Source organism: Blastopirellula retiformator, from assembly GCF_007859755.1.
GTDB classification, from domain to species: Bacteria; Planctomycetota; Planctomycetia; order Pirellulales; family Pirellulaceae; genus Blastopirellula; species Blastopirellula retiformator.
Genome location: NZ_SJPF01000001.1, coordinates 362542 through 384244 on the forward strand (window position 1 = coordinate 362542; position 21703 = coordinate 384244).

19 protein-coding genes are annotated in these 21703 nt (G+C 60.1%); 12 read left to right on the forward strand and 7 right to left on the reverse strand.

What is annotated here, in order from left to right; translation table 11 throughout:
• Positions 1-326: 326 nt before the first annotated feature.
• The gene (locus tag Enr8_RS01525) at positions 327-767 is read left to right on the forward strand and encodes a transposase (RefSeq protein ID WP_186767373.1); all 441 of its coding nucleotides are present in this window, start codon (positions 327-329) and stop codon (positions 765-767) included.
• Between the two features lie 235 nt (positions 768-1002).
• On the opposite strand, the gene Enr8_RS01530 is transcribed toward Enr8_RS01525, so the two are convergent.
• Together Enr8_RS01530 and Enr8_RS01535 are read right to left on the reverse strand one after the other, a co-directional pair.
• Positions 1003-1686, reverse strand: a complete 684-nt coding sequence (locus Enr8_RS01530; protein ID WP_146428858.1) for a class I SAM-dependent methyltransferase — start codon at positions 1684-1686, stop codon at positions 1003-1005.
• Positions 1683-3443 carry a SulP family inorganic anion transporter gene (locus tag Enr8_RS01535; RefSeq protein ID WP_146428859.1) on the reverse strand — a complete coding sequence of 587 codons (1761 nt, stop codon included), beginning with the start codon at positions 3441-3443 and terminating at the stop codon, positions 1683-1685. The genes Enr8_RS01530 and Enr8_RS01535 overlap by 4 nt, the downstream gene beginning before the upstream one ends.
• 249 nt (positions 3444-3692) lie before the next feature.
• On the opposite strand from Enr8_RS01535, the gene Enr8_RS01540 reads away from it, so the two are divergent.
• The 4 genes from Enr8_RS01540 (at position 3693) to Enr8_RS01555 (ending at position 7267) form a co-directional block, all read left to right on the forward strand.
• Positions 3693-4346, forward strand: coding sequence for an RNA polymerase sigma factor (locus Enr8_RS01540; protein WP_246119909.1), 654 nt, complete (start codon positions 3693-3695; stop codon positions 4344-4346).
• The gene (locus Enr8_RS01545; RefSeq protein WP_146428860.1) at positions 4339-5361 is read left to right on the forward strand and encodes a DUF1559 family PulG-like putative transporter; all 1023 of its coding nucleotides are present in this window, start codon (positions 4339-4341) and stop codon (positions 5359-5361) included. The genes Enr8_RS01540 and Enr8_RS01545 overlap by 8 nt, the downstream gene beginning before the upstream one ends.
• A 131-nt stretch (positions 5362-5492) precedes the next feature.
• Positions 5493-5741: a hypothetical protein gene (locus Enr8_RS01550; protein WP_146428861.1), complete on the forward strand. Its 249-nt coding sequence runs from the start codon at positions 5493-5495 to the stop codon at positions 5739-5741.
• A 269-nt stretch (positions 5742-6010) separates the two neighbouring features.
• Complete coding sequence (locus Enr8_RS01555; RefSeq protein WP_146428862.1) at positions 6011-7267, forward strand: WD40 repeat domain-containing protein; 1257 nt, start codon at positions 6011-6013, stop codon at positions 7265-7267.
• 643 nt (positions 7268-7910) lie between these two features.
• Here the strand turns inward: Enr8_RS01555 and Enr8_RS01560 are convergent.
• From Enr8_RS01560 to Enr8_RS01570, 3 genes are all read right to left on the reverse strand, one after another.
• The gene (locus Enr8_RS01560) at positions 7911-8447 is read right to left on the reverse strand and encodes a DUF1697 domain-containing protein (protein WP_146428863.1); all 537 of its coding nucleotides are present in this window, start codon (positions 8445-8447) and stop codon (positions 7911-7913) included.
• An 8-nt stretch (positions 8448-8455) separates the two neighbouring features.
• Positions 8456-9319, reverse strand: a complete 864-nt coding sequence (locus Enr8_RS01565; RefSeq protein WP_146428864.1) for a 3'-5' exonuclease — start codon at positions 9317-9319, stop codon at positions 8456-8458.
• Positions 9320-9598: 279 nt separating this feature from the next.
• Positions 9599-11326 carry a di-heme oxidoredictase family protein gene (locus Enr8_RS01570; protein WP_146428865.1) on the reverse strand — a complete coding sequence of 576 codons (1728 nt, stop codon included), beginning with the start codon at positions 11324-11326 and terminating at the stop codon, positions 9599-9601.
• A gap of 153 nt (positions 11327-11479) precedes the next feature.
• Between Enr8_RS01570 and Enr8_RS01575 the strand changes: the two genes are divergently transcribed.
• Together Enr8_RS01575 and Enr8_RS01580 are read left to right on the forward strand one after the other, a co-directional pair.
• Complete coding sequence (locus tag Enr8_RS01575) at positions 11480-12388, forward strand: hypothetical protein (RefSeq protein WP_146428866.1); 909 nt, start codon at positions 11480-11482, stop codon at positions 12386-12388.
• An 83-nt stretch (positions 12389-12471) separates the two neighbouring features.
• Positions 12472-13488: an NAD-dependent epimerase/dehydratase family protein gene (locus tag Enr8_RS01580; protein ID WP_186767374.1), complete on the forward strand. Its 1017-nt coding sequence runs from the start codon at positions 12472-12474 to the stop codon at positions 13486-13488.
• Positions 13489-13491: 3 nt separating this feature from the next.
• On the opposite strand, the gene Enr8_RS01585 is transcribed toward Enr8_RS01580, so the two are convergent.
• Both Enr8_RS01585 and Enr8_RS01590 read right to left on the reverse strand, forming a co-directional pair.
• On the reverse strand, positions 13492-17388 hold the full coding sequence (locus tag Enr8_RS01585; protein ID WP_146428868.1) for an MG2 domain-containing protein: 3897 nt from the start codon (positions 17386-17388) through the stop codon (positions 13492-13494).
• 72 nt (positions 17389-17460) lie between these two features.
• Complete coding sequence (locus Enr8_RS01590) at positions 17461-17955, reverse strand: RNA polymerase sigma factor (protein ID WP_246119910.1); 495 nt, start codon at positions 17953-17955, stop codon at positions 17461-17463.
• Between the two features lie 212 nt (positions 17956-18167).
• On the opposite strand from Enr8_RS01590, the gene Enr8_RS01595 reads away from it, so the two are divergent.
• The 5 genes from Enr8_RS01595 (at position 18168) to Enr8_RS26530 (ending at position 21703) form a co-directional block, all read left to right on the forward strand.
• Positions 18168-18674: a GNAT family N-acetyltransferase gene (locus Enr8_RS01595; protein WP_246119911.1), complete on the forward strand. Its 507-nt coding sequence runs from the start codon at positions 18168-18170 to the stop codon at positions 18672-18674.
• 52 nt (positions 18675-18726) lie between these two features.
• Entirely contained in the window at positions 18727-19353 is a 627-nt protein-coding gene (locus Enr8_RS01600) for a sigma-70 family RNA polymerase sigma factor (protein ID WP_146428870.1), read from the forward strand.
• A 6-nt stretch (positions 19354-19359) separates the two neighbouring features.
• The gene (locus Enr8_RS01605) at positions 19360-21030 is read left to right on the forward strand and encodes a serine/threonine-protein kinase (RefSeq protein ID WP_146428871.1); all 1671 of its coding nucleotides are present in this window, start codon (positions 19360-19362) and stop codon (positions 21028-21030) included.
• A 67-nt stretch (positions 21031-21097) separates the two neighbouring features.
• Positions 21098-21373 (forward strand): hypothetical protein, encoded by a 276-nt coding sequence (locus Enr8_RS01610; protein WP_146428872.1) that lies wholly within the window; start codon positions 21098-21100, stop codon positions 21371-21373.
• A gap of 12 nt (positions 21374-21385) precedes the next feature.
• Positions 21386-21703, forward strand: coding sequence for a type II toxin-antitoxin system RelE/ParE family toxin (locus Enr8_RS26530; protein WP_146428873.1), 318 nt, complete (start codon positions 21386-21388; stop codon positions 21701-21703).

The following is a 21703-nucleotide window of genomic DNA, read 5'->3' on the forward strand; positions in this document are numbered from 1 at the left end:
CTCGCAAAATAACGACTTACGTCGCTATTTTGGGATCGCATCCATGCGATCCAGCAGCCCGTTGAGAAAATCAACGGCCTGTTAAGTTTGCCTTGCCGAAAGGGGTCGCGACCGAACTGGCTGGTGACGTTCGTAATGAGCGGCAAATTGTTTATATCTACACAGCGCCGCCCAACTGAGGATGGTGTGACAGACGGCAGGGAAGAGGTTTTTCCCCGATTTTGCTCGAATTGAATCGCCCCGCCAGTGAGAAACTGGAATCACGCTCGCCCCTGAATATAGTGGGAAGCTAGATTCGCTACTTTGATTCTTGCCACCGGATGCTTATGTCTGATCTACTCTTCTCCGCGGAAGCTCCGCCGACCTCCGCCTATCTGATCACTTGGACGACGCAGGGAACCTGGTTCTTCAGCCATCAGGTTCGTAGTGATCAGACGATGGCGTCACGGGGCGCGGCGTCGACTTCGCTTTCCGTCGCGCAGCGCGAGCTGGTCGAGAAAGCGATCGAAGAATGCTGCCAGCAACAAGGCTGGAGCCTGGTCGCGGCGAACTGCCGCTCGAATCACGTCCATGCCATGGTCAGCGCGACGGTCGATCCGCATGAGATCTTAAGCAAGCTGCAAACCGCCACCGCCAGCCGGCTCGGCGAAGCCGACAAGACGCGGCAAGCGTGGTGGGAACAGGGTGGCAACGTTCGCCTGTTGCAAGACGACATCGGCATCCAAGCCGCGATGTTCTACATCCGCGTGATCCTGCAGCGGATGTAATCCAAGGTAGGGCGGCAGGCCTTGCCTGCCGAGATCAAACCGTTCGCCATCGGCAGCCGTAAGGTGGGTGCAGCAAGCGCAAGAAGGTTTGCAAAATCAACCAGCGTCGTTCGCTTGCGTAACCCACCTTTCGCGTCGCGCCAATCAAGGTGGGTTGCGCAAGCGAACAATCATTCCTGAGGTAGCAAGCCGCTCTGCGCTTGCTCCACCCACCCTACCTGGAAGTTGACGGAGCCTACGCGTTCTTCCGCGCTGCCCAGGTCCAGTGGCGATCGCTGGTCGCCGTGACCGTCGCCGGATCGAAGCCAAGCGGCGCGATCATCTCCTGCACTTCGTCCGGGGTGAGCGCTGCCCGTAGCGAGTCGCCAAAGAGTCGGCGTTCCGTTTCATTGGCGCCGCCGTACGTTTCGACCAGCTTTGCCAGTTCCTCTTCGCTTTCGGGACGCAGCAGATCGCGAACGAAGATCATGCCGCCTGGTCGGCAGACGCGGACGATTTCCTGCAGCGTTGGCAGTGGGTCTTCTAAATGGTGGACGATGCTGTTGGAGATCACCAGGTCGAACATGTCCGTTTCAAAACCACACTCAGCGGCGTTGGCGTGGGCCAGTTGAATGCGGTCGAGCATGCTGTCGATATCGATGTTAGCCTTGGCCAGGTTGAGCATCGCCGTCGACATGTCGATCGCAATGACGCGGGCCGTCGGCAGCTTTTGACAAAGCGCGATCGGGATGAGCGCCGTGCCGGTCCCCACGTCAAAGACGTCGAGCGTGACGTCATCTTCGGCGGTTGGTTCGAGAGAGAACGCAGCGCACAGGTCGTCCACGAACTTCGCGTTGACGGCTGAATGATCCATCGCGTCGTAGGCGGACGCTTCCTGCGGATCGTCCATCACCTCTTCTTCCAGGATGCGAATGATCATGTCGTCTCCTCCCAATCGTCCGAGCTTTCTGTCGACGGGCCATCTTCAGCGCGGCAATAGTGAAACGCCACCAACACCGCGGCCGCACTCAAGTAGGCGGCCAGCATGTAGATGGGCGTTTGGCCCGCCGCCATGTCGGGCATCGGATGCCAGACCCATTGGCCCAAACTTCCATCGTACCAGAACGGTAGGAAAACCGGACTGCCCGGCAGCGGCGAGTGGATCACGCCGAAGAGGGAGAAAACGCCGCAGACGACAAAGAACCCGGCTGCGGTTAGCAGCCGTCGATCAATGATCATCGCCAGCGCCGACGCCCACATCAGGCTGGTTAAGATGAACCCGCCCGAGAGCATTCGCAGCGTTTGCAACTTGACCCCGAGCGGACCAAAAAAGTTCCCCTGCGAGATCGACTGGATCGTTTCGGCCGACGCTTTCAACTTGTCGAGCCCTTCCGTGTCTGGCGGTAGCGCCTCGACCGCCGCCGTCAGCTGAGCGGCTTGCCCCATGTATTGTCCTTGAGCGTCATCAACAAAGACCAAGACCAGCGCCGCCAGCGCCGGCACGCAGGCCAGCGAGACCGCGGCGTAATGTTTTTTGGTGGTGGCGAGAAAGCTTTGCGCGGTGATCTCCAGCCCGATGAAGACCAGGATCGGAAAGACGGTCGACTTGGGGACCAGCCAGTAGAGATAGCCGAAGTAACCAATCACCCCGGCCCCGCCGACAAACAGCGCCGTCGCCAAGACGTAAGCCGAGCGACCTCCCATCGCTTTGTAAGCCGGGTGACCGATATAGGGCGTCGTTTGAATCACGCCGCCGCAGAGGCCCGCGATCAGGGTCGCGATCGCTTCAACCAGAATGATACGGTCGGTATCGTATTCGTCGCCGACGGCTGCGGCGCTTTCAACGCAGTCGATGCCGCCGATCACCGTTCCCAGGGCAAACGGAATCACTACCGGCAGATAGTTGAGGGCGTCGCCCATCTGCGCCAGCCAACCAAAGCGAAAGACGGCCAGCCAATCGGTCGGTAGAAGTCCTTCGTGCGGATTGAACGGCATCTCTTCTTTGGCGGCGCCCAGGATGCCCAGGCCGTTCATGATGTAATAGATCGTGCCGGCGATCAGCAACGCGGCCAGTGCGCCTGGGATTTGTTTCGGCAGGCCGATTCGCGCGACTAGCGTCGTCAAAATGATCGCCAGGGCGGTCATGCCGACGACCGGATAATGAAGCGATTCGACAAACGGCAGGAAGCTAATCAGGACCAGCGCGACGGCGGCTAGCGATCCTAGCAAGCCAGCACGGGGGAGGAATTTTCGGATCCAACCTGACCCGAAAGCGCACAACACCTTGAAGATACCGCTGAGAACGATCGAGCAAATCCCGATATGCCACGTATAAACAGCGGCCTCTGTATCTCCGAGTTGTAAAATGTGCTGAGCGTGGATAAAGGCAGGGCCGAGCACAAAGAAAACCATGCCGAACGTGCTGGGCGTATCGAGCCCTAAAGGCATAGCAGTAACGTCGTTGCGTCCGGTTCTGCGGGCCAGGGCGAGGGCCATCACGAAGAAGGCCAAGTCGCCGACCAGCACGCCAATCGCGGTTCCCGGCGCCATGTGCGAGATCGCGAAGTTTGTAGGAAAGTCAAAAACCGTTGCTAGCAGCCCAATCGTTAAAAGCAGATCGGCGATGTTATCTAACATCAAGCCAAAGAAGGCGTTAACGTCGCCAGCAGCGGCCCACGTGGGAGTCTTTTTCGTCATTTTTGCCGCCATGGCATGGTGTTTGCAATTAGGTTCGATCGTGAGTTTAGGAGGCTAGTCGCACGCTGTCAAATCGGCGGATTTTGCTCCCTTCGAGCGTTTGACCAGAACATTCATGGTAGGATGTCCGGCAAACTGATCCGCCGACAAGCGAGCGACGATCCAGGAGGACATCTGTGAAGAGCAGATGAAATCCGGGCCTTTTTGGAATGGAAGTCGAACCGTCGCCCACTTGCCGCGTATTTAATCATGACAGCCACACTTGAAATGACGCAGAGCGCTTCGGAGTTTACCTACCTCGAACCGATGTCCGACGAAGATTTGATTCTCGGATACCGGGAAACGGGGGATCGTGAGCTTTTTGAATGCCTCGTCAATCGCTACGAGCGGGAGTTGTTCAACTACCTGCGGCGCTATCTGAACGACGCTGAAATGGCGGAAGACGCCTTTCAGGCCACCTTTTTACAGGTGCACCTGAAATGCGAGTCCTTCGAGGAAGGACGCCGATTCCGCCCCTGGCTTTACACGATCGCCACCAACCAGGCGATCGATGCCCAGCGACGTTCTAAACGGCATCGCATGATCAGCTTGGATCGCTCTGGCCGAGATGACGCGGACGAAATTGGAGGTCTAGTCGACCTGCTCGTCAGCGGCGAACCGGCCCCAGCCGCGCAGATTGACGATGCAGAGCGCCAGACGTACATGCAAGAGGCGGTCAAGCAACTGCCGGAATCGTTGCAAGAAGTCGTGATCCTGGTTTACTACCAGGGTCTGAAATACCGCGAAGCGGCCGACGTCTTGGGGATTCCGGTCGGAACTGTCAAAAGCCGACTGCATTCCGCGGTGGTCAAGCTGACCGAAGCTTGGAACCGCACTTACGCCAACGACGAAAAAAATGCGTGACAATCTCTTAGGTTATCTGCTGAACGCCCTCGAAGAGGACGAAGCGCGCGACGTCGAAGTGCTGGCCGAGCGCGATCCCGAAATTCAACACGATCTACAGCGACTACGTTCGCACGTCCGCCTGTTGGACGACAGTTGGGTCGATGTCTCTCCGCCCGCCGGTTTAGCCGCGCGGGCATGTGCGTTTCTTGATGCGCCTGCCGAGGTTGCGGTGGCGGATGATCCGGCCGAGGCCGTGGTCGCGGAGACGCCGATTGACGAGAAGCCGGTTCCTCGCAGCAGCCGCGCCTTCTCGGCCATGACCAGCGATTCGTCCCGATTTACGATGGCCGATATGTTGGTTGCGGCCGGTGCTTGCGTCGCCGCCGCGGTCATCTTCTTCCCGGCCTTAGCGAGTAGCCGGATGTTGGCGTCACGACTGCAGTGCGAAAACAATCTGCACCAGGTCGGCATGGCGCTACATGACTTCGCCTATCAGAACAAACAGCAGGCCTACCCGGCGATCGACACCGACGGTCCCGCCGATTTCGCCGGCTCGTTTGGCCTGCCGCTAGTCGAGCAGGGGCATTTGAAATCGCCGGAGTTTCTCAGCTGCGCCGCCAATCGAAACGAGAACAGCAAATTTCGCCTGCCGACGCTAAAAGAGGTCGCCCAAGCCGCGCCGGAACAAATTCCTGGTTTGCGGGCCAATTTCAACCTGGTCTACAACTACAACCTCGGCACGCAGCACAACGGACGCGTCATCGCGCCGAAGATGCAAGGCCGGGCCGATTACCCGGTCGTATCCGACATCGTGCATGTTGGAGACAAAGGCAAACTTGCCCCCAAAGGCCATGGGGTAACCGGGGTCAATATTCTCTTCGATGATGGCCGCGTCGAATTCATCCGCCTGGATGAGATTCCCGAACTGGTCCGTCAGTATTACTTCAACGATCTCGGCAAGGTCGAAGCCGGCGTTAACGAGAACGATCCGGTTCTCGGCAGCGGCTTTACCAAAGCTCTTTCCAGCCGTTAAGATCCGGCGAATCGAGAAATTTAGTGGAATTGATCGTTACTTTAACGTCATTCTAGGCTAAATTAGGGAGGCCTCAGAGAATGAGGTCCCCCTCTTCCCCCCGGAACACCTGTTTTTTCGATAGACGTACCATGCGCCGCAGTGGCGAAACGACGACGACTTACGCGCGTAATCTGATCCAAGATTCTGTACGACTTGGTTTCTTCATCGGCGCTGGACTCGGCATCCTGGCCGGAGCGGCGGTTGGCGTCTACATGGACGAGAACCTCCTCTGCCAGGCAGTCGGACTCGGCGCTGGCGGCAGCCTTGGCGCCCTTAGTGGGTGGCGCAACGGACTGAAGCGAGCCCGGATGGCGGCGTCGCAGGTTTCTGTCGGTTAGCGGACGAATCTTTCGCAACCTTCTGCTTGGCCTTTCTCGTGCGATAATGTAGTGACTAGCGCGTTTTTCTGATCGCTGTAGCGTTTCTGGCGTTGGTGAGGCAAGCTGGTCAAGGCGACCGAAGCAGGCGAGTCCTCAAGATTCGTCGATGCAGGTCAACGCCGACCAGCGCGGCCGCAACCAGCCAGAACGATACAGATGGAGGAAAACCGCTCTAGGAGCTTGCTGCGTCTGGACACCAATTCTGCGTCGCCTTTCCGAGAATAACGATGCCAAGACTTCCATCAATTTGCCGACATCGTGTCGGCTGGGTTGGTCTGTTGCTGGCGGCGACCGCCAACTTCGCTGTTGCAGAAGAGCCGGTCGTGGCGCCAGCGGCGCGGCACCAGCAGGGCAACGCCCAATCAGTCGCCTTTTCGCCAGACGGGCGGTTGGTCGCGGCCGGTTTTGGCGGCCCCGTTGTAACACGTGATAAGCAACGCGTGAAACAGGGGCGGATCGTCGTGTGGGAAGCGGCGACCGGCAAATTGGTTCACCAGGTCGAAGCCTATGGGGATGTCGTCGGCCTCCAGTTCGCAAGCGATGGTCGATCTTGTCTGGTTTCGCGCGTCTATACGCCCGGCGACAGCGTCGATGACAACGTCAGCCGGTTGATCCCCATTGGCGACGGGGAAGAGACGCGACTTTCTTTCGGCAGAATGTCGTATCTTGCGACCCTTTCGCCAACGAGCGGCCAGTTCGCGATCGTCAAAGGACGCGACATCGCCCAGGTGTTTGATAGCCTGGCGGCGGACGAAATGATGGGAGAGGTTCACGAGTTATCGATCGTCGATTCGTATTCGGCCAGTGCGTTGGCGTTTGCAAGCGATGGCAAGACGTTCGCCGCCGTTCATGGTCGACTCGAGCCGATCTTGCGCAAGGACGGAACGTTGGCGTTAAGAGCCCGCGCGATTCGCAATGACGTGCTGACACTGTTTGAAACGACGACCTGGTCAGTGCAAGACTCGGTGGTGAACGAAGAGCTGCTCGACTGCACGGCGCTGGCGGTCTCACGTGACGCCCGCTGGATCGCGACTGGGCATCCCGGCGGCATTGCCCGCGTCTGGGACGGCCGCACGTTGCAAAAAAAGGAGGAGATGAATCTTCAGGCGGAGACGGCGGTGCTGCCCCGGTTTGCTCCCGATGGAAAGAGGCTGGCGCTACTGACGCAGCCTTCGGGCGGGCTCACCTGGCGACGGTCGCAAACGCCCAGCGGATTTACGTTCGAGCGCCAATGGAATCAGACGCCCTGCGAACTGGCTCTCTACGAGGCCAAAGAGTTCCAACTGCAGCGGACGTTTCGCTTGGAGGATGCCGCTTTCGCTACCTATCACGCCAATCGCCCTCGCGCGTCTCTCAATCCAGCCCGTTTGGCGTTCTCGCCCGATGGAAACAGCATCTTGGTCGGCTGCAACGGCGTGACGCTGCTCGACGCCGAGACGGGCGAAACGATCCGGCAGTTTGACCTGCCGCACGAAGCGCCTTAAAAGTCAAAGTAGTAGAAGATGAAAATCTGCTTGGCGTTTTCATCGCGGGCGACGACATATTGATCGGCGTCTTCCCCTGGAGATATCGCGGACTGGCAAGGAAGGGGTGGCCGATCCACCACGCGTCGGGGAGCCGAGCGATCATCTGTTGCGTCCCTGGATAAAGGGTTTCAATCGGCGTCAGTTCCAACTGTTCCGTGAGGTATTTGAGCGTCGCCTCAGAATCGGGAAGCCGGATCACGGCCGTTTCGTCCGGCAACGGGTCGAGCTGATAGACTTCCAAATCCGAGTCGTCGAGACCCGCCGCACGCATCGCCAAGGCGAGGTCTTGAATCGGCAGAGGCCAAGTGGCGCGATCCGAGAGTTGCGTCGGATCGCCAGCGGCGGCTGACCAACTGTCCCGATGTAGGCCGCATAGATGCCCAGGACCAGCAACGGGCCGACGAGCACGAAGATCAAGAGCTGGCGCCGCTGCGACATCGATTTAGAGCGGTTTTCTACCATCTGTATCGTTTTGGCTGGTTGCGGCCGCGCTGGTCGGCGTTGACCTGCATCGACGAACCTTGAGGATTCGCCTGCTTCGGTCGCCTTGACCAGCTTGCCTCACCAACGCCAGAAACGCTACAGCGATCAGAAAAACGCTCTAATCTCCGCAGAGCTCCAGCATCTTGCTCACCGTCCGCCAGTTCCGCGCCGTCGTCGCTACGCCCAGATGACGATCGACCGTCGCCACCAGCTTCGAGCGACCTATGCCGCTCGGCGCATGCAGATAGAGCACTTCTTCTTTCAGCAAGAACGACTCATCCGCCGCTTTCAGCTTTTCTAGCGCCGTCAGGTCAGGCTGTTTTGCTTTGGCGGTCAGAAAGAAGAAGTGGAGCGTCTTGTGATCGGCTTCCGCTTCAGGGAAGGGATTGGCGGCGACGATCGTTTCTAGCTGCTTTTGCTCGAGCAACACTACCAGCGGAGCGAACCCCTTTTCCGCTTCGATTGCGGCGGTGATTTCGCTCGCCAGTTTGGCGCGGCTGCGGCTCTTGCTGTCGAACGCCGCGTTGCCGCTTTGGATGTAGGTTTGGACTCTCGTGCAGCCAAGCGACTCGAGAATCGCGGTCAGCTCTTTCATCGGCAGCTTGTTGTCGCCGCCGACGTTGATGCCGCGGAAGAAGGCGAGGTAGCTGGGCATGGCGGCTGCTACGACTCCTCTGACTCGTCGGCTGTGGTCTCTGCGTTTGTGGTTTCATCGGTCCACGGATTTTCCCAGCGGCCCCAGCCCGAGAGATACTCTTGGAAGACCGGCATCTCGGGCGCCCGCTCTTCAAGCCATGACTTGGTTTGCTCGATCAGCTCTTGTTCCCGCTCCAGCGAAATCATCCCCAACAGCACCGCCGTTCGCAGGAAGACGAAGTAGGTGTCGAGCACGTCGCAGCGGCAGTAGTCGTTGATCTCGGCCAGGCGTCCTTCGTCGTACAGGTCCTGAACCATGTGCCCTTCGATCCCCATCTTGCCGGGCTTGCCGAGCAAGTTGGCCGCCAGGTTCAAGCCGCCGGTAAAGCGGGTCGCGCCGTAGTTGGTCAGCACGTCATGTAGGTCAAAGTGGGCGTCGACGTTGTAGCGGTTGCGGGGCTGCTCGAAGCTCTTGCCGTGCACCTGGAACCACTCCGGCACGCTGATCCCAAAGCGAAACGCGGCCAGCTCGAGCAGCGGCACGTCAAACGAGCGGCCGTTGAAGGTAACGAAGGTGGGACGGCGATACGCTTTCCAGCCGCGCCAGAAGTTCTCGGCAATCACCGGCGGGCGAAACTGCGGCGCGTCGAGCAGCACCTGATCGACCAGGTTGAACTCGGCGTCGACCTTGGCGATGGCGACCGAGACCGGGATCTGAAAGGTATAGGGGATGAAGTCGGACCCCTTTTCGGCCATCAATTCGCCCCGAAACCGAGCAATCGCCTCGGGGGGCGAAAGTCCTTCGCCCGGGTATTTGATCTTCGAGACCAGCGCCCCATCGGCGACGCTTTCGATATCAAAGACGAAATAGCGAATCGGATTGCCGTTCATCACGCGAGTCCTTCCTGCAGAGTATTGTCGTGCAGGTTACCAGATTCACGAGCAAAAGGCGATTAGCCACAGAAGAGCGGAATGTGGCACAAAGCCAGGGCAACGCTACAACTGCGCGAACCGGCTTGCTCGCTCTGCTTTCCGCTTTACCGTTTCCCTACGCCCCCGTCGCCGCCCGGCTCTCTTTCCACTGCGGAGCGCCGAACATGCGGCGGTATTCGCGACTGAATTGCAATGCGTTCTCGACGAACGATCTATCGCGATCATCGGGAATGGCCGTTACAAGCTGCGGAGAAACGCCACGAGCGCCGCTTGCTCGGCGCCGCTCAGCTCGCGGGGCAGTTGGTGTTTTTGCTGGCCGACGACGTCTTCCAGGGTTTCGCTGCTGCGATCGTGGAAGAACGGGCCGCGATGACCGACGCCCAGCAGCGACGGCGGATTGAACCGCTCGTTCCCCTTCTGATCATGCAGGCCGACGTCATAGGCGTCGGGCGTGGTGTAGGTTGGGGGAGCGTGGCATTCGACGCAGCTGAGTTCGGTGAACAGCGCCTTACCGGCGGCGACTTGGACGTCGTCGCGCGTTCCTTGAAGCTCATCAATCGGCGGCGGCACGGTCAGCGTTTGCAGGAAGGCGGCCAAGTGATCAGCTTGCTCTTGGCTGACTTCTTTGCCCCGCATCGTTTCGACGACTGATTTGTGGATCTGCTCTTGGAACGTCTTTTTTTCGCCCAGCCATCCATAAGGGGCGGTATCGCGCTGACCGAGCAGCGAGAGGATTCGCTTCGGGGCGCCATACGATCCGTCGCTTAGATTGTCGTTGGCCAGGCCGTTGGCGTGACCGTCGGTATGGCAACTGTGACACGACATCCAGCCTTCCAGCGACAGCCCGCGATAGAAGAGCCGCTCGCCATGCTCGGCCGGCGTGCGCTCACGGACCGGCCCCAGTTTGATCACGTCGATCCGTTCTCGCTTTTTTACGTCGATGATCGAGATCGTGTCGTCAAGCGAATCGGCCGAGTAGACCAGCTTCTCGTCGGCCGAGAAAATCACGTCGGTCGGCCGAGCGCCCACCTTGATCCGCCAGATGCCATAAGCGCGGTCTTTGCCGATGGCGACTTGATTGGTCGCGCCCATCGAAACGGCGTAGTCGTCGGTCGAGGCGATCGCGATGCCGGTCGGATCTCCGCTGCCGACGCCCGGCTCGCCGATCGAATGCATCCGGTTCCCTTCGTACAGGTTCGAGTCTTGTTTGGTCAGGGCGTCGACCATTAGCCAACGAATGTCGTTGGTCATCACCAGGCCCCAGTGAATATCGTTGTCGTTGGTGTAAGCCAACTCGCTGAGCATCTGGTGCGCCAGCGCCACGCTCTCGCCATCATCGGCCAGATGCAGACGCTGGATGTTGTGAGCCGGGAATTGGTTGATCGCTTGAACCGACAGATCGTCGGCATCGAGCGCCGCCAGATTGCCGCCGAAACCGTCGGCGACGATCAACTGGTTTCGCTTGGGCAGGCAGATCAGCTCGCGCGGAGCGAACGGCAGGGTGATCCGTTTCGTCTCGCGCCACTGCTCCGCTTCTTTGGTCAGCAGCGTCACTTGCTTCGGCCAGAGGGATGTGACGTAGATTGTCTGGCCATCGTCGGTGGCGGCGACGCGCTGCGGATAGGGAGGGACGGCGCAGCGGGAAACGATCGAGATCTGATCGTCCGACAGCGCAATTTCGATCACTTCGTGGGCGACCGGGTCGGTCAGCAGGTAGTGATCGTGGGGAAGCGAGGTCAGAGCGGTAGCGCTTTGCCCGATACGGAACTCGCCGATCACTTCGCGTTTGGCCAGGTCGATCAGCGACACGCTACCGCTGTTGCGATTGGCGGTCAGTAGCCGCTCGCCGTTGCTCGACATCGCCAGACGCTGGGGATGGCGGAGGTCGGAGCGCTGGAGATCGAGAGACTCGGCGCCGATAACAGCGGAAGCGACAAGTAACGAAATCAGGGGGAGGCCGGGCATCGGCGTACCTGCGGTAGGAGGAAAGGCGGGCCTTTTCAGTTTCCCATAGGCTTCTGCCGGTCACAAGAGAAGTTGTAGAATCAATCGAGCGTCGTCGGCTCCCCGCAAGACGGCAAAACTGCGATAACACCCCTATTTTGACGAGAAATTGCCTTGGTCGACATCGCCGCCCTTCGAGAAGTGATCAGTCTGGTTTGGCGGAAGCGGATCGCCGTCGCTGGCGATTTGACTCTGCGGCGGTCGCTCCAGGTCTCAAGCGAGGGACTGGTCGCCAAAGAGGAAGACGCGGTTGGCGGCATCGGGCTCGTGTTGAGGGCGCTGCAAGACCTGACGGTTGACCTGCGGGTGGCGGTGACCGTTGTCGGCGACGACGGGGTCTGGTTTGATCTGAAGGATCACTTCGCCGAGCTCACCTTCGCAACCGACTATTTGCAGATCGATAAACGGTGGACGACGCCGGTCGACTATCAGATTCGGGAAGGACAGGAGGTCCGCCAATGGCGGATGCGGCACGAGGGACCGCTGAATGAATCGCTGTCGCTGCCGCTGCAAATGCAACTGCGGGCAGCCTGTCGGCAGCATGATGGGCTGGTTCTAGTCGATCGAAGCTGGGGCGAAGAAGCGGGGATTATCGATGAGGAGATCCGTCGCGTCGCCCGTAGCATCGCCGAGCAGGAAGCGCGGAAGCGGCTGATCGTCTGGAGCGACGCAGCGCTAGGGCGATATGCCCGATGGTGGCGCTATCTGCCGCCGGGCGAATTGGCGGATCAGTTGGCCGTTGGCGGTTTTGAGGGAATCGCGGCGGCTGCGACCGAACATCGCGAGACCTACTTCTTGCAGACGGGCGACGGTCTGATCGTCGCCGCGCCGGGTCAGCCTGCCGAGTTGGTCACGGCGCCGATCGCCGCTGATTTCTCGCCCGATTCGGTGTTGGCGGCGATCGCGGCGGCGGGGATCTCTGGGGCCGATTCGCGCGCCGCCGGACAGATCGGCGCGGCGGCGGCCTCGCTAGCGGCGCCTGTTACAACCGGCGCAATCGCCAAAGTGATTGAGAGAATCTAGCCTTTTGGGGGAGCGCCGTTTATTATCTAGCGACACTGGGAGTTATTTTCCGATCTTCTGCGAGACTTTCGGGAGAATTCACCTTGTCCGTACTTGTTACCGGCTCAACGGGCCTAGTTGGTAATAACATCGTTCGGCTCCTTCTTGGCGAAGGGCGAAAAGTGCGCGTGGTCGTGCGACCCGGGTACGAGGATCGCCCTCTCGAAGGACTTGACGTCGATATCGTGCATGGCGATATTTGCGAACGAGAAAGCCTGCGCCCCGCGATGCAGGGAGTCGATCTGGTAATTCATTGCGCCGGGAACGTCCACATCGGCTGGACCGGCAAGTCGTCGTCCGAAAAGGTCAACATCGGCGGTACGCAAAACGTCGCGACGGTCGCGCGCGAGATGGGCGCCAAGCTGGTGCATGTTTCGAGCGTCGACGCTTTGGGCGCCGGGCTACACGATCAGCCGGCTGACGAAGAAAACATCCCCGTTCAGAATCCGCCGATTCCCTACGTCGTCACCAAGGCGGCCGCCGAAGTCGAAGTTCGTCATCAGATCGAGCAGGGACTCCATGCGGTGATCGTCAATCCAGGCTATATGCTGGGGCCGTGGGATTGGAAGCCGTCGAGCGGTCGCATGATGCTGGAAGTGATTAAGGGGAAACCGATCATGGCCCCGCGCGGCGGAACGGCCGTTTGCGACGTCCGCGACGTCGCCGCTGGCATCATCAAGGCCGCTGAAAAAGGACGTTGCGGCGCCAACTATGTCTTGGCGGGCGAGAACCTGACTTACCTGGAGCTGTGGCGTCGATTCGCCGACTTGGCCGGCAACATCAAACCCATTTGCCGGATGGGCCCGCTGATCGCGATCGGCGCTGGCGTAGTCGGAGACATCTTGACGAAGATCGCGGGAGAAGAAGGGGGCGTCAATTCGGCAGCGCTGCAGATGTCCAGCTTCTACCACTATTACTCCAGCCGTCGAGCCGAAGAAGAGCTGGGCTATCGAGTTCGACCTGCCAGTGAGTCGATCGCCGACGCTTGGGAATGGTTCACTGCGCACGGTTACGTCGCCAATCTGTCGCTCCAGACGTCCCCGGTCATGACCGAAGCGTAACGCCTACTTGCCCGCCTTCTTCGCAGGGGGCGGGGTTGCACTCTCGGACACGGGACGACTGTTGAAGCTCTTGCGAACCGAACCGATTCGGCCATCGCCCACGGCGTCGATCGTAATACGATACTTGCCAGGCGTCGGCGGCAATTGGAAGCTGAGAGTCGCCTGACCGTTGTCGTCGGTCTGTACCAGCGGCGCCCAAAAGATCGTTTCCGGCGTCGGCTGTGCGCCGAGCAGGCCGTCGAGGTCCCGCTTCTCGTCATCCCCATACGCGTAGGCGCGATAGTAGAAGTCTTTTTCTTGACGCTGCTGGGCGGCTGCCCCTGTGGCGCTCGGTTGAGCGTCGTCCGATTCGACCTGATCTTGGAGCGCCGCGCCGCGCGAGAGCATCATCCGCTGCCGCGGCTGCCCGCCGGGGCCATTGGCGGCCGGAAGCGGGAGATTGGGCGCTTGTTGCATATCGCCGCCGAATCCATCCGTTAGGCCCTCGACTTGCTGTGCCTGTTGCGATAGTCCCATTTGCTGCGACGCCGCCTTGCGGAGGCCATACTCGGCGGTCCCGATCGCCTGGTTGCGCATCAGCAACTCTTGCTCGACTTCGGACGACGCGATGTCGCCTGCCTGGCGATTCCGGCGAAGCGTGGGCGTATCCGCCTTCTTATCGGCCATCGAAAAACGGGACTGCGCACTACCGGCGTAGTCGCTCGGCGGGATGGCGTCGTTGGCCGAGTAGGGGGCCGGCATCGATTTAAAACTGGGCGAACCGCCTGCCCTGCCGCTGGCCGGCGCTGAGCGAACCTGTGTCTTGGCTTCCGGCGCATCGCTGGCAATTGCTGGCGGCGCGGTCGCCGGCATTTCCGCAAGATTGGCTTCCGCCTTTGGCGTTTCCGCCGCCGCCGACTTCGGCCCGACCGAGCGGCCGGGGGCAAGTTCTGGGCTGGCAGGAGCCGGGGTCGCTTCGGCCGGCGCCATCATCGGCGCCGCCATGTTGTTGAGTCGCCGCTCAGATTTTTCAAGTGGGCGAGACTCCGCCTCCTTGGCTTCTTCCATCATCGGTTGGGCAGTTATCGGTGGAGACGCCGCATACGAGTCCATCCGCATCTCTTCCGTTTCCGCTTCACCGACGCGATCGTTCGCGCCAGCGACGGCGCTACGTTTCTCACCTCCAGCGGCATCCAGAAACAGCTCGTCCTGTTCCAATTCGGCGGCCATTTCGCGATCCGCCATTGGAGTTGGAATGGGAGCTTCGGCGGAGTTCTTCAGCGCGACCTGGGCGCTGATCGAGGTCGGGGGAGGCTGCATCGACGCCAGGCTCAACCAGGCGATCGCTACGGTCGCCACCGAAGTCAACGTGACCGCCGGACCCCAGAACCAAGCCGGCCCGGCCGAACCAAGCAGGGCCAACACGATCAAACCAGCGGTGGTGGCGATCGCGGCGGCAAAGATCCAAGGGGTTAGGCTAACGCCGGAAGACGCTGACTGAGCGGCGACCTTGGTCGGCGCGTTCTTGGAGAGCTTTGCTGGGGAAGCTGCAATCTTGTTCTTCAGCACCAGGATTGGCGACTCAACTAGTGATTCGTCAATCGACTCGGTGAACATGCTGGACATCGCCGATAGCTCGGCCGGCGGAACGGCCTGACGGTTTTGCGCGTAGAGGTTCTGATCGCCGGCTTTGACAAACTGCCGCCAACCGTCGGTCGCCAGAATGTAGTCGAGCTGCTTCTCCGCTTCGGCGTCGTCTTGGAGCAACGCTTGCGGATCTTGCAGTTCTTCGGGCCGCTGCAGCCGCTTGGTCAGCAACTGCGATGCGACCAGCGTCGGCGACTGCTGCGTGGTGTGGGCGAACGCATTTTCGTTGACGATCGCAACGCCTAGGGCGGCGGCAGCCGGTTGCCCAGCTTCGTCCTTAGCGGCGACTTGCAGGTTGACGCGATCGCCAGCGGCGTACTCGGTTTGCAATTCGTCCGCTTCAATCGCCAATTGACGTTGCGGCCGGCGGAAAACCATCCGTTCGGCAAGCGGCTTCACCTGGCCCTGATCATCGGCGGCATACAGGGTCACTTCGCCGGCGCCGGCGATCTCGGCCGGCACATCCAAGCGAACGCGCGTCGGTTTCAGGGTTTGCGGCACGGCGAAGAACTGCTGCGTCACCAGGGCGCCATTGTTGTAATAGGCCAGGCCATAGCGCTGGTCGGCGTCGCGGCTGACGACTTCCACTTCCAGCGGCTCGTCGGAGTTGACGACGGCGTCGGAAACTTTGAGCGTGGCCAGGTCGGTCGTGCTGGCCGCCGGCAGATCGGCCATCACCTGACTTTCGCCGACCGCCGCCGAAAGGCGATAGTCTTGCTCAGGCAAGGGAATGAAATCGAACTGACCGCGGCCGCGATACTCGGTCTCGGCTCGCGCGACCACTTCGTCGCGACTATTGACGATGGCGCCTTTCAGCTCGACCGGCTTGCCGCTGAAGTCGGCGGCATGGAAGAAGACGCGGTTGCTCAATCCAGCGACCAGCGCGCCTCCTTCGGGATAAAAGTTGACGTCGATCGAATACGGCTGCAGCGGAATCGGCGCCGCGAAGGCCCAGCTTTGATCGGCGTTGGAAAAGAAGAGATGGTGCGTTGCGCTCGGCGCGGCGCTGGCCGCCAACTGCAACTCGACGTTCGCTTCCCCCGTGGGCGACGTTTCAATCTCTTGCGGTTCGGCGATCAAGCGGCCGTCGACGATCTGCCGCATCTGCAATTTTTGATTGGCGAGCGGCTGGCCAGTTTGCGTTTGCATTTGCAGCGACGCCGCGATTGGCTGGCCTGGGGTGAAGAAGTCTTGGGCGAAATCGAGCCGCGCGTTCCAAACCGGCGGCGCCAGCGGATCGACTTGAAATCGCGTCACGTCGGCGACGCCGTCTGCATTTTTGGCGATCAGCGAGTAGTTGCCGGCAACCGCGTCGAGCGGCAACTTCCAATCGCTGGCGGCGATCCCCTGGCGCGACTGACCCTGGTCAACATAGCCGGCGACGCGCTGTTGCTGCGGATCGAGAATTTCAAACGCGACCAGGCCGTCAATCGGTTGTTGCGTCTGGCTGGTCAGCGTATTGCTGCGCCAGCGGATCGTATCGCCGGCGCGAACCAGCGGACGATCGACCGCCAGCGAGGTAACAGTCGCCGGTGGGGCGGCCGCTAGTTCCGGCGATTCGACTTCGGCCCACTGGCGACCTTGGCGGGCTTCGACTTGCAGCTTCGCACCAGCCATCGCCTGAGCGGCCGGCAGTTCGATCTTCGCCAGGCCGTTGTTGGCCAACTGTTTGCCGGCGGCGAACGTTTCCCCCTGCGGAGATTTGAAGTTGTAGCTGATTTCGGCCGGGTCGGAGACGCGGGCCTCGTTGCTGACCGAGACGACGAAGCGATTGGAGACTTCGCTGTTGAGCACCCGCGGTCCAGACACTTCCAGCTCGATCGCCGACGAGCGGAGCGACGCCATCGCCATGTCCGCGTCATCGAAAGCCCCCATTTCCGTAGCAGCCATCTCGGTAGCGGCAGGCGTATTACTGCGGGCCATGTCGCCACGTTGGTTCAACACGACGGCGGCGGCGCTGGCCAAGATTAACACTGCGGCGGCGAGCGCCGTCAGCGCCTGCATCGTGCGGACAAAACCATCAGCGGAGCGCAAACGTTCGGCCCGGTTTTCCTCTTTGGCCTGTTTTTTCCAGGCGGCGAAGTCGGGCTTTGCGGCGCCGGGAAAACGCACGGCGGCGGCCAACAAGTCGGTCTGCTCTTTGATTTCGGCATAGGCCCGGGCAAGTTCCGGATCTCTGCCGATACGGGTAGCCAACTGCGACGCTTCGTCGTCAGAGAGCAAGCCGTAAATCAGCTCGAGCAGTTGTTGTCGGTTTTCGTCGTGATCGGTCATCGAACCATCGTGAGGGTAAACGCCGGGAGCGAACTTCCTTAACGGGAAACTTTGGGGCAGGGTGGGGGTGTTTTAGGGGGACGCGTCCGCCTTGGAAGGAGCCAAAATCGTACGCAGCTTCTCCAGGGCCATTCGCATTCTTGTTTTGACCGTACCGGACGGGATGTCCAACGCTACGGCGATCTCGTCATACGTCATGTCGCCATTCTGACGCAGCAGGAACACTTCCCGTTCTTCGTCACGCAGCTCTAACACGGCAAGCCGCATTCGGTCGAGCTGCTCGGCGTGCTCCACTTTCTTCTCGGCGGACGCATGCGGGCTGACGACCGTTTCTTCTTCGGCGGCCAAGTGCTGGCGCTTGCGCCGCCAGGCGCTTTCACGATGATCGCGACCGGTGTTGATCGCAATTCGGAAAATCCAGGCGCGTACATTTTCAATTTCGGGCAGTTTGTCTTGGTTCCGCCAGCATTTGATGAAGGAGTCTTGCAGGGCGTCGCGGGCATCTTCCATATTGCCCAACAGGTGGTACAAGGCGCCCAATAACTCGCCGTGAAGGCGCGCGAACACGTCCTCCAACGATTCCTGCTGTTTCCGGCAGGTCCGAGTTTTGTTGCCTTGTCCGAGCTTCGCCACGATTCGCCCTTCACCTATAAGACGACTGCTGGGTGCGACAAGATTTCGTCGCGGAGCCGATTTTCGGGTATTTTGACCGAAATCGCCAGCCAGTGACGCATTCTGGTTGATAATTCCCCCTTGTTTGGGCGGAAAAGTGGTCATTCTTGCGGTTTCCCCCCGTTCCTGACGATAATAATCACCAGAGCTTCCAGGACCAGCGAAGGAGAAAGTGGTTGAAAATCCGGCCTGCGACCAATCTGGACCGAGATCCGCTGGTCGAGATTTGGCTGAAATCCGTCCGCCAAACCCATACGTTTTTGACCGAGGAGGAAATTCAGTACTTTCTCCCGATCGTTCGTAACCAAGCACTCGTCGAGTTGGAAGTGTGGGTGTTGGTTGAAGAGCCCGATCTTCCCCTTGGATTTATGTGCCTGGATGGGAAGAATGTCGAAGCGTTGTTCCTGGCTCCAGAATATTTTCGACAAGGGGGCGGCAAGCGCCTGATCGAATATGCGCGTCACTTGAAGGGGCCGCTTTCCGTCGACGTCAACGAGCAAAACCCCGCCGCGATTCGCTTCTACGAGTCGCAAAATTTTGTGCCTATAGGGCGATCCGAGCTAGATTCGTCAGGGTTCCCTTTTCCGTTGATTCATATGCGCCAGCCGACGTAGGCATCGTCGCTGAGCAGGTCGTTTCGTTTTCGTAACAATGAGAAGCGGTTGGATGTGGCCTGAAGCTGAAAAGACCGAACAGCTGATCCAGAACGCCAAACAGGGCGATTCGGACGCGCGCGACAAGCTGCTCGAGCGGCATCGCGACTCGCTGCGGCGGATGGTCGAGATGCGCCTGGATCGCAAGATCCGCCGCCGAGTCGACGCCAGCGACGTTGTCCAGGACGTATTGGTCGAAGCCAATCGCCGGCTGACCGATTACATGGCCAATCCGGTGATGCCGTTTCATCTGTGGCTGCGGCACCTGGCGCAAGACCGGATCATCGACGCTCATCGCCGACATCGCGGTTCGAAAAAACGGAGCGTTGATCTTGAGCAAAACATCGCGGCGCCGGTCAACGTCGACCAGTCGTCGCTTAATATCATCGCCCAGATCTGCGACAACGAGATGACCCCGGCCGCCGCCGCCACGATGAGCGAACTGCAAGCGCGGTTCGAGCAGGCGATCGCTCAACTCGACGATCAAGATCGCGAAGTGGTCGTGATGCGGCATTTTGAACTTCTCTCGAATCAGGAAGTCGCCGCGGCCCTTGGTCTATCGGCTGCCGCCGCCAGTATGCGTTATCTGCGAGCGTTGCGTCGGTTGCGGGCCTTGCTGGGAGAGCCGACCGGGGAGTAAGCGACTATGACCGAAGATGCCGACCAGCGTGATGAGCGACTCGCCGCTTTGATCGACCAACTGACCGCCGAAGCGAAAGCGGGCAAGCTGATCGATCTGGATCAGGTCACCGCGTCGCATCCCGATTTGGCCAGCGATCTGCGTGAACTATGGGGCGCCGTGATGCTGGCTGATGCGGTCGCGACCAAGGTCCGCAGCGATATAGAGCTCACGCAATCGGCCAGCGGTTCCGCCGGTTCGTCGAGCGGCAATCTCTCGCCGCTTTCGCTACCGGCCGACTTTGGCGACTATCGACTGCTAGAAGAAATCGGCCGCGGCGGCATGGGAATCGTCTACCGAGCGAAGCAAAAGAGCCTTGACCGGATCGTCGCCGTAAAGATGGTCCTGCGTGATCGCCTGGCGTCGAGCGAAGATCATGCCCGGTTCCGCAGCGAGGCGGAAGCGGCTGCCCGGATCGAACATCCGTCGGTCGTGCCGATCTACGAAGTGGGAGAATTCGATCGCCGCTGCTACTTCACCATGAAGTACGTGCAGGGCGAAACGCTGTCGGACCGGATTGCCCGGGGGCCGATGCCGCCGCGCGAAGCGGCGATGCTGCTGAAGCAAGTCGCCGACGCGGTCCACTGCGCTCATCTGCAAGGCGTGCTGCACCGTGACCTGAAGCCGTCGAACATCCTGCTCGACGAATCGGGGCGCCCGCTGGTGACCGACTTTGGTTTGGCGAAGCGGACTTCCGACGTGACCGACCTGACCCGCACCGGGGCGATTTTGGGAACGCCCACGTACATGGCGCCCGAGCAAGCGGCCGGCAATCGGGGACGCATTGGCCCGGTGAGCGACGTCTATAGCTTGGGGACGATTCTGTACGCGATGCTGACCGGTCGGCCGCCGTTTCAAGGAGACTCGCCGGTCGACGTGGTGCTGAAAGTGCTCGAGCAAGACCCGCCTCCGCCGCGCGAGATCTATCCCAAGGTTGACCGCGACCTGGAGATGATTGCGCTACGCTGTCTGCAGAAGCCGATCGACCTGCGGTATGGCAGCGCTGAGGCGCTTTCGCGCGACCTGAACGCCTACCTGCACGATGAATCAATCGCAGCCCGTAGCGGGCGGTTTGGGCAGATCGTCTCGCGGCTGTTTCGCGAAACGCATCATGCCCAGGTGCTGGAGAACTGGGGCTTGCTCTGGATCTGGCATAGCCTGGTGCTGTTTGCAATGTCGCTGGCGACGTTCGGCTTGCAGTGGATCGGCGACAATACGCGGTGGCATTACGTCTTTATCTGGACCGTGATCGCCGGAGCGTGGGCGTTTATCTTTTGGGGCTTAAGACGACGGATGGGCCCGGTCACGTTTGTCGAACGGCAGATTGCCCACGTCTGGGGCGCCGGCATGATTGGGGTGGTCAGTCTCTTCCCGATCGAAGCGCTGATGGGCTTCGGCCCGGTCGTGCTTTCGCCGGTTCTGGCGGTGATCGCGGGAATGCTCTTCTTGATCAAGGGAGGGATCCTAAGCGGCTGGTTCTACATCCAGGCCGCCGTTTTGTTCCTAACGGCGATCCCGATGGCGATGTTCCCGCTGTACGCCCATTTGATCTACGCGGTGGTGGCGTCACTTTGCTTTTTCATCCCGGGCGTGCAGTATTATCGCCAGCGATTAAGAAGTAGAGCCGCGCTATCGTAGCCCGAGGCGCGAACAATTTGGCAATCCACGCGATGTAGGATTAGAACTGCCTTAAAGGAGAACCGCCATGCAGATTGACATTTCGCCCGCGGATTGGCAAAAGCTGGAACAATTGGCGAAGGACACGGGGTTTGAAAGCGTCGAATCGCTCATTGGTGAGCACGTTCGATTTCTAGCAAACCACGAGTCGGCGCGTGACATCCTGTCTTTGGATGACGATGAGTTGGCGGCGAGTGCGGCAATGTGCGACTGCGGCATGGCCGAACTCGACGCCGGACGCGGTAAGGACGCGATCGCGGCGATGGAGGAAATTGGTCGGCAGCGCGGATTCTCTCCAGAATGAAAAAAGTATCGCGTGGAGATCTCTTCGGAGGCCCTTGAGGGCGTAACGCAGTTTCTGGATTACATAGGCGTTGTTAATCAGGCGCCGCTCAATGCCAAGCGTTGGTGGCGAAAGGCAGCCAAGGCCATCGAAAGTCTCCGGTACTTTCCGCATCGCTGCCCGATTGCCCCTGAGGCGGAAATCTGCAACTACGAGGTCCGTGCCCTCATCATTGCCCCATGTCTTTTTCTATTCCATGTCGATGACGCAAGAACATGCGTTCGCGTCATCGTTTTTCGACATGGCCGACAACTACCTTCCAAGGACAGGCTTCCCGACACTCCTGCTTAG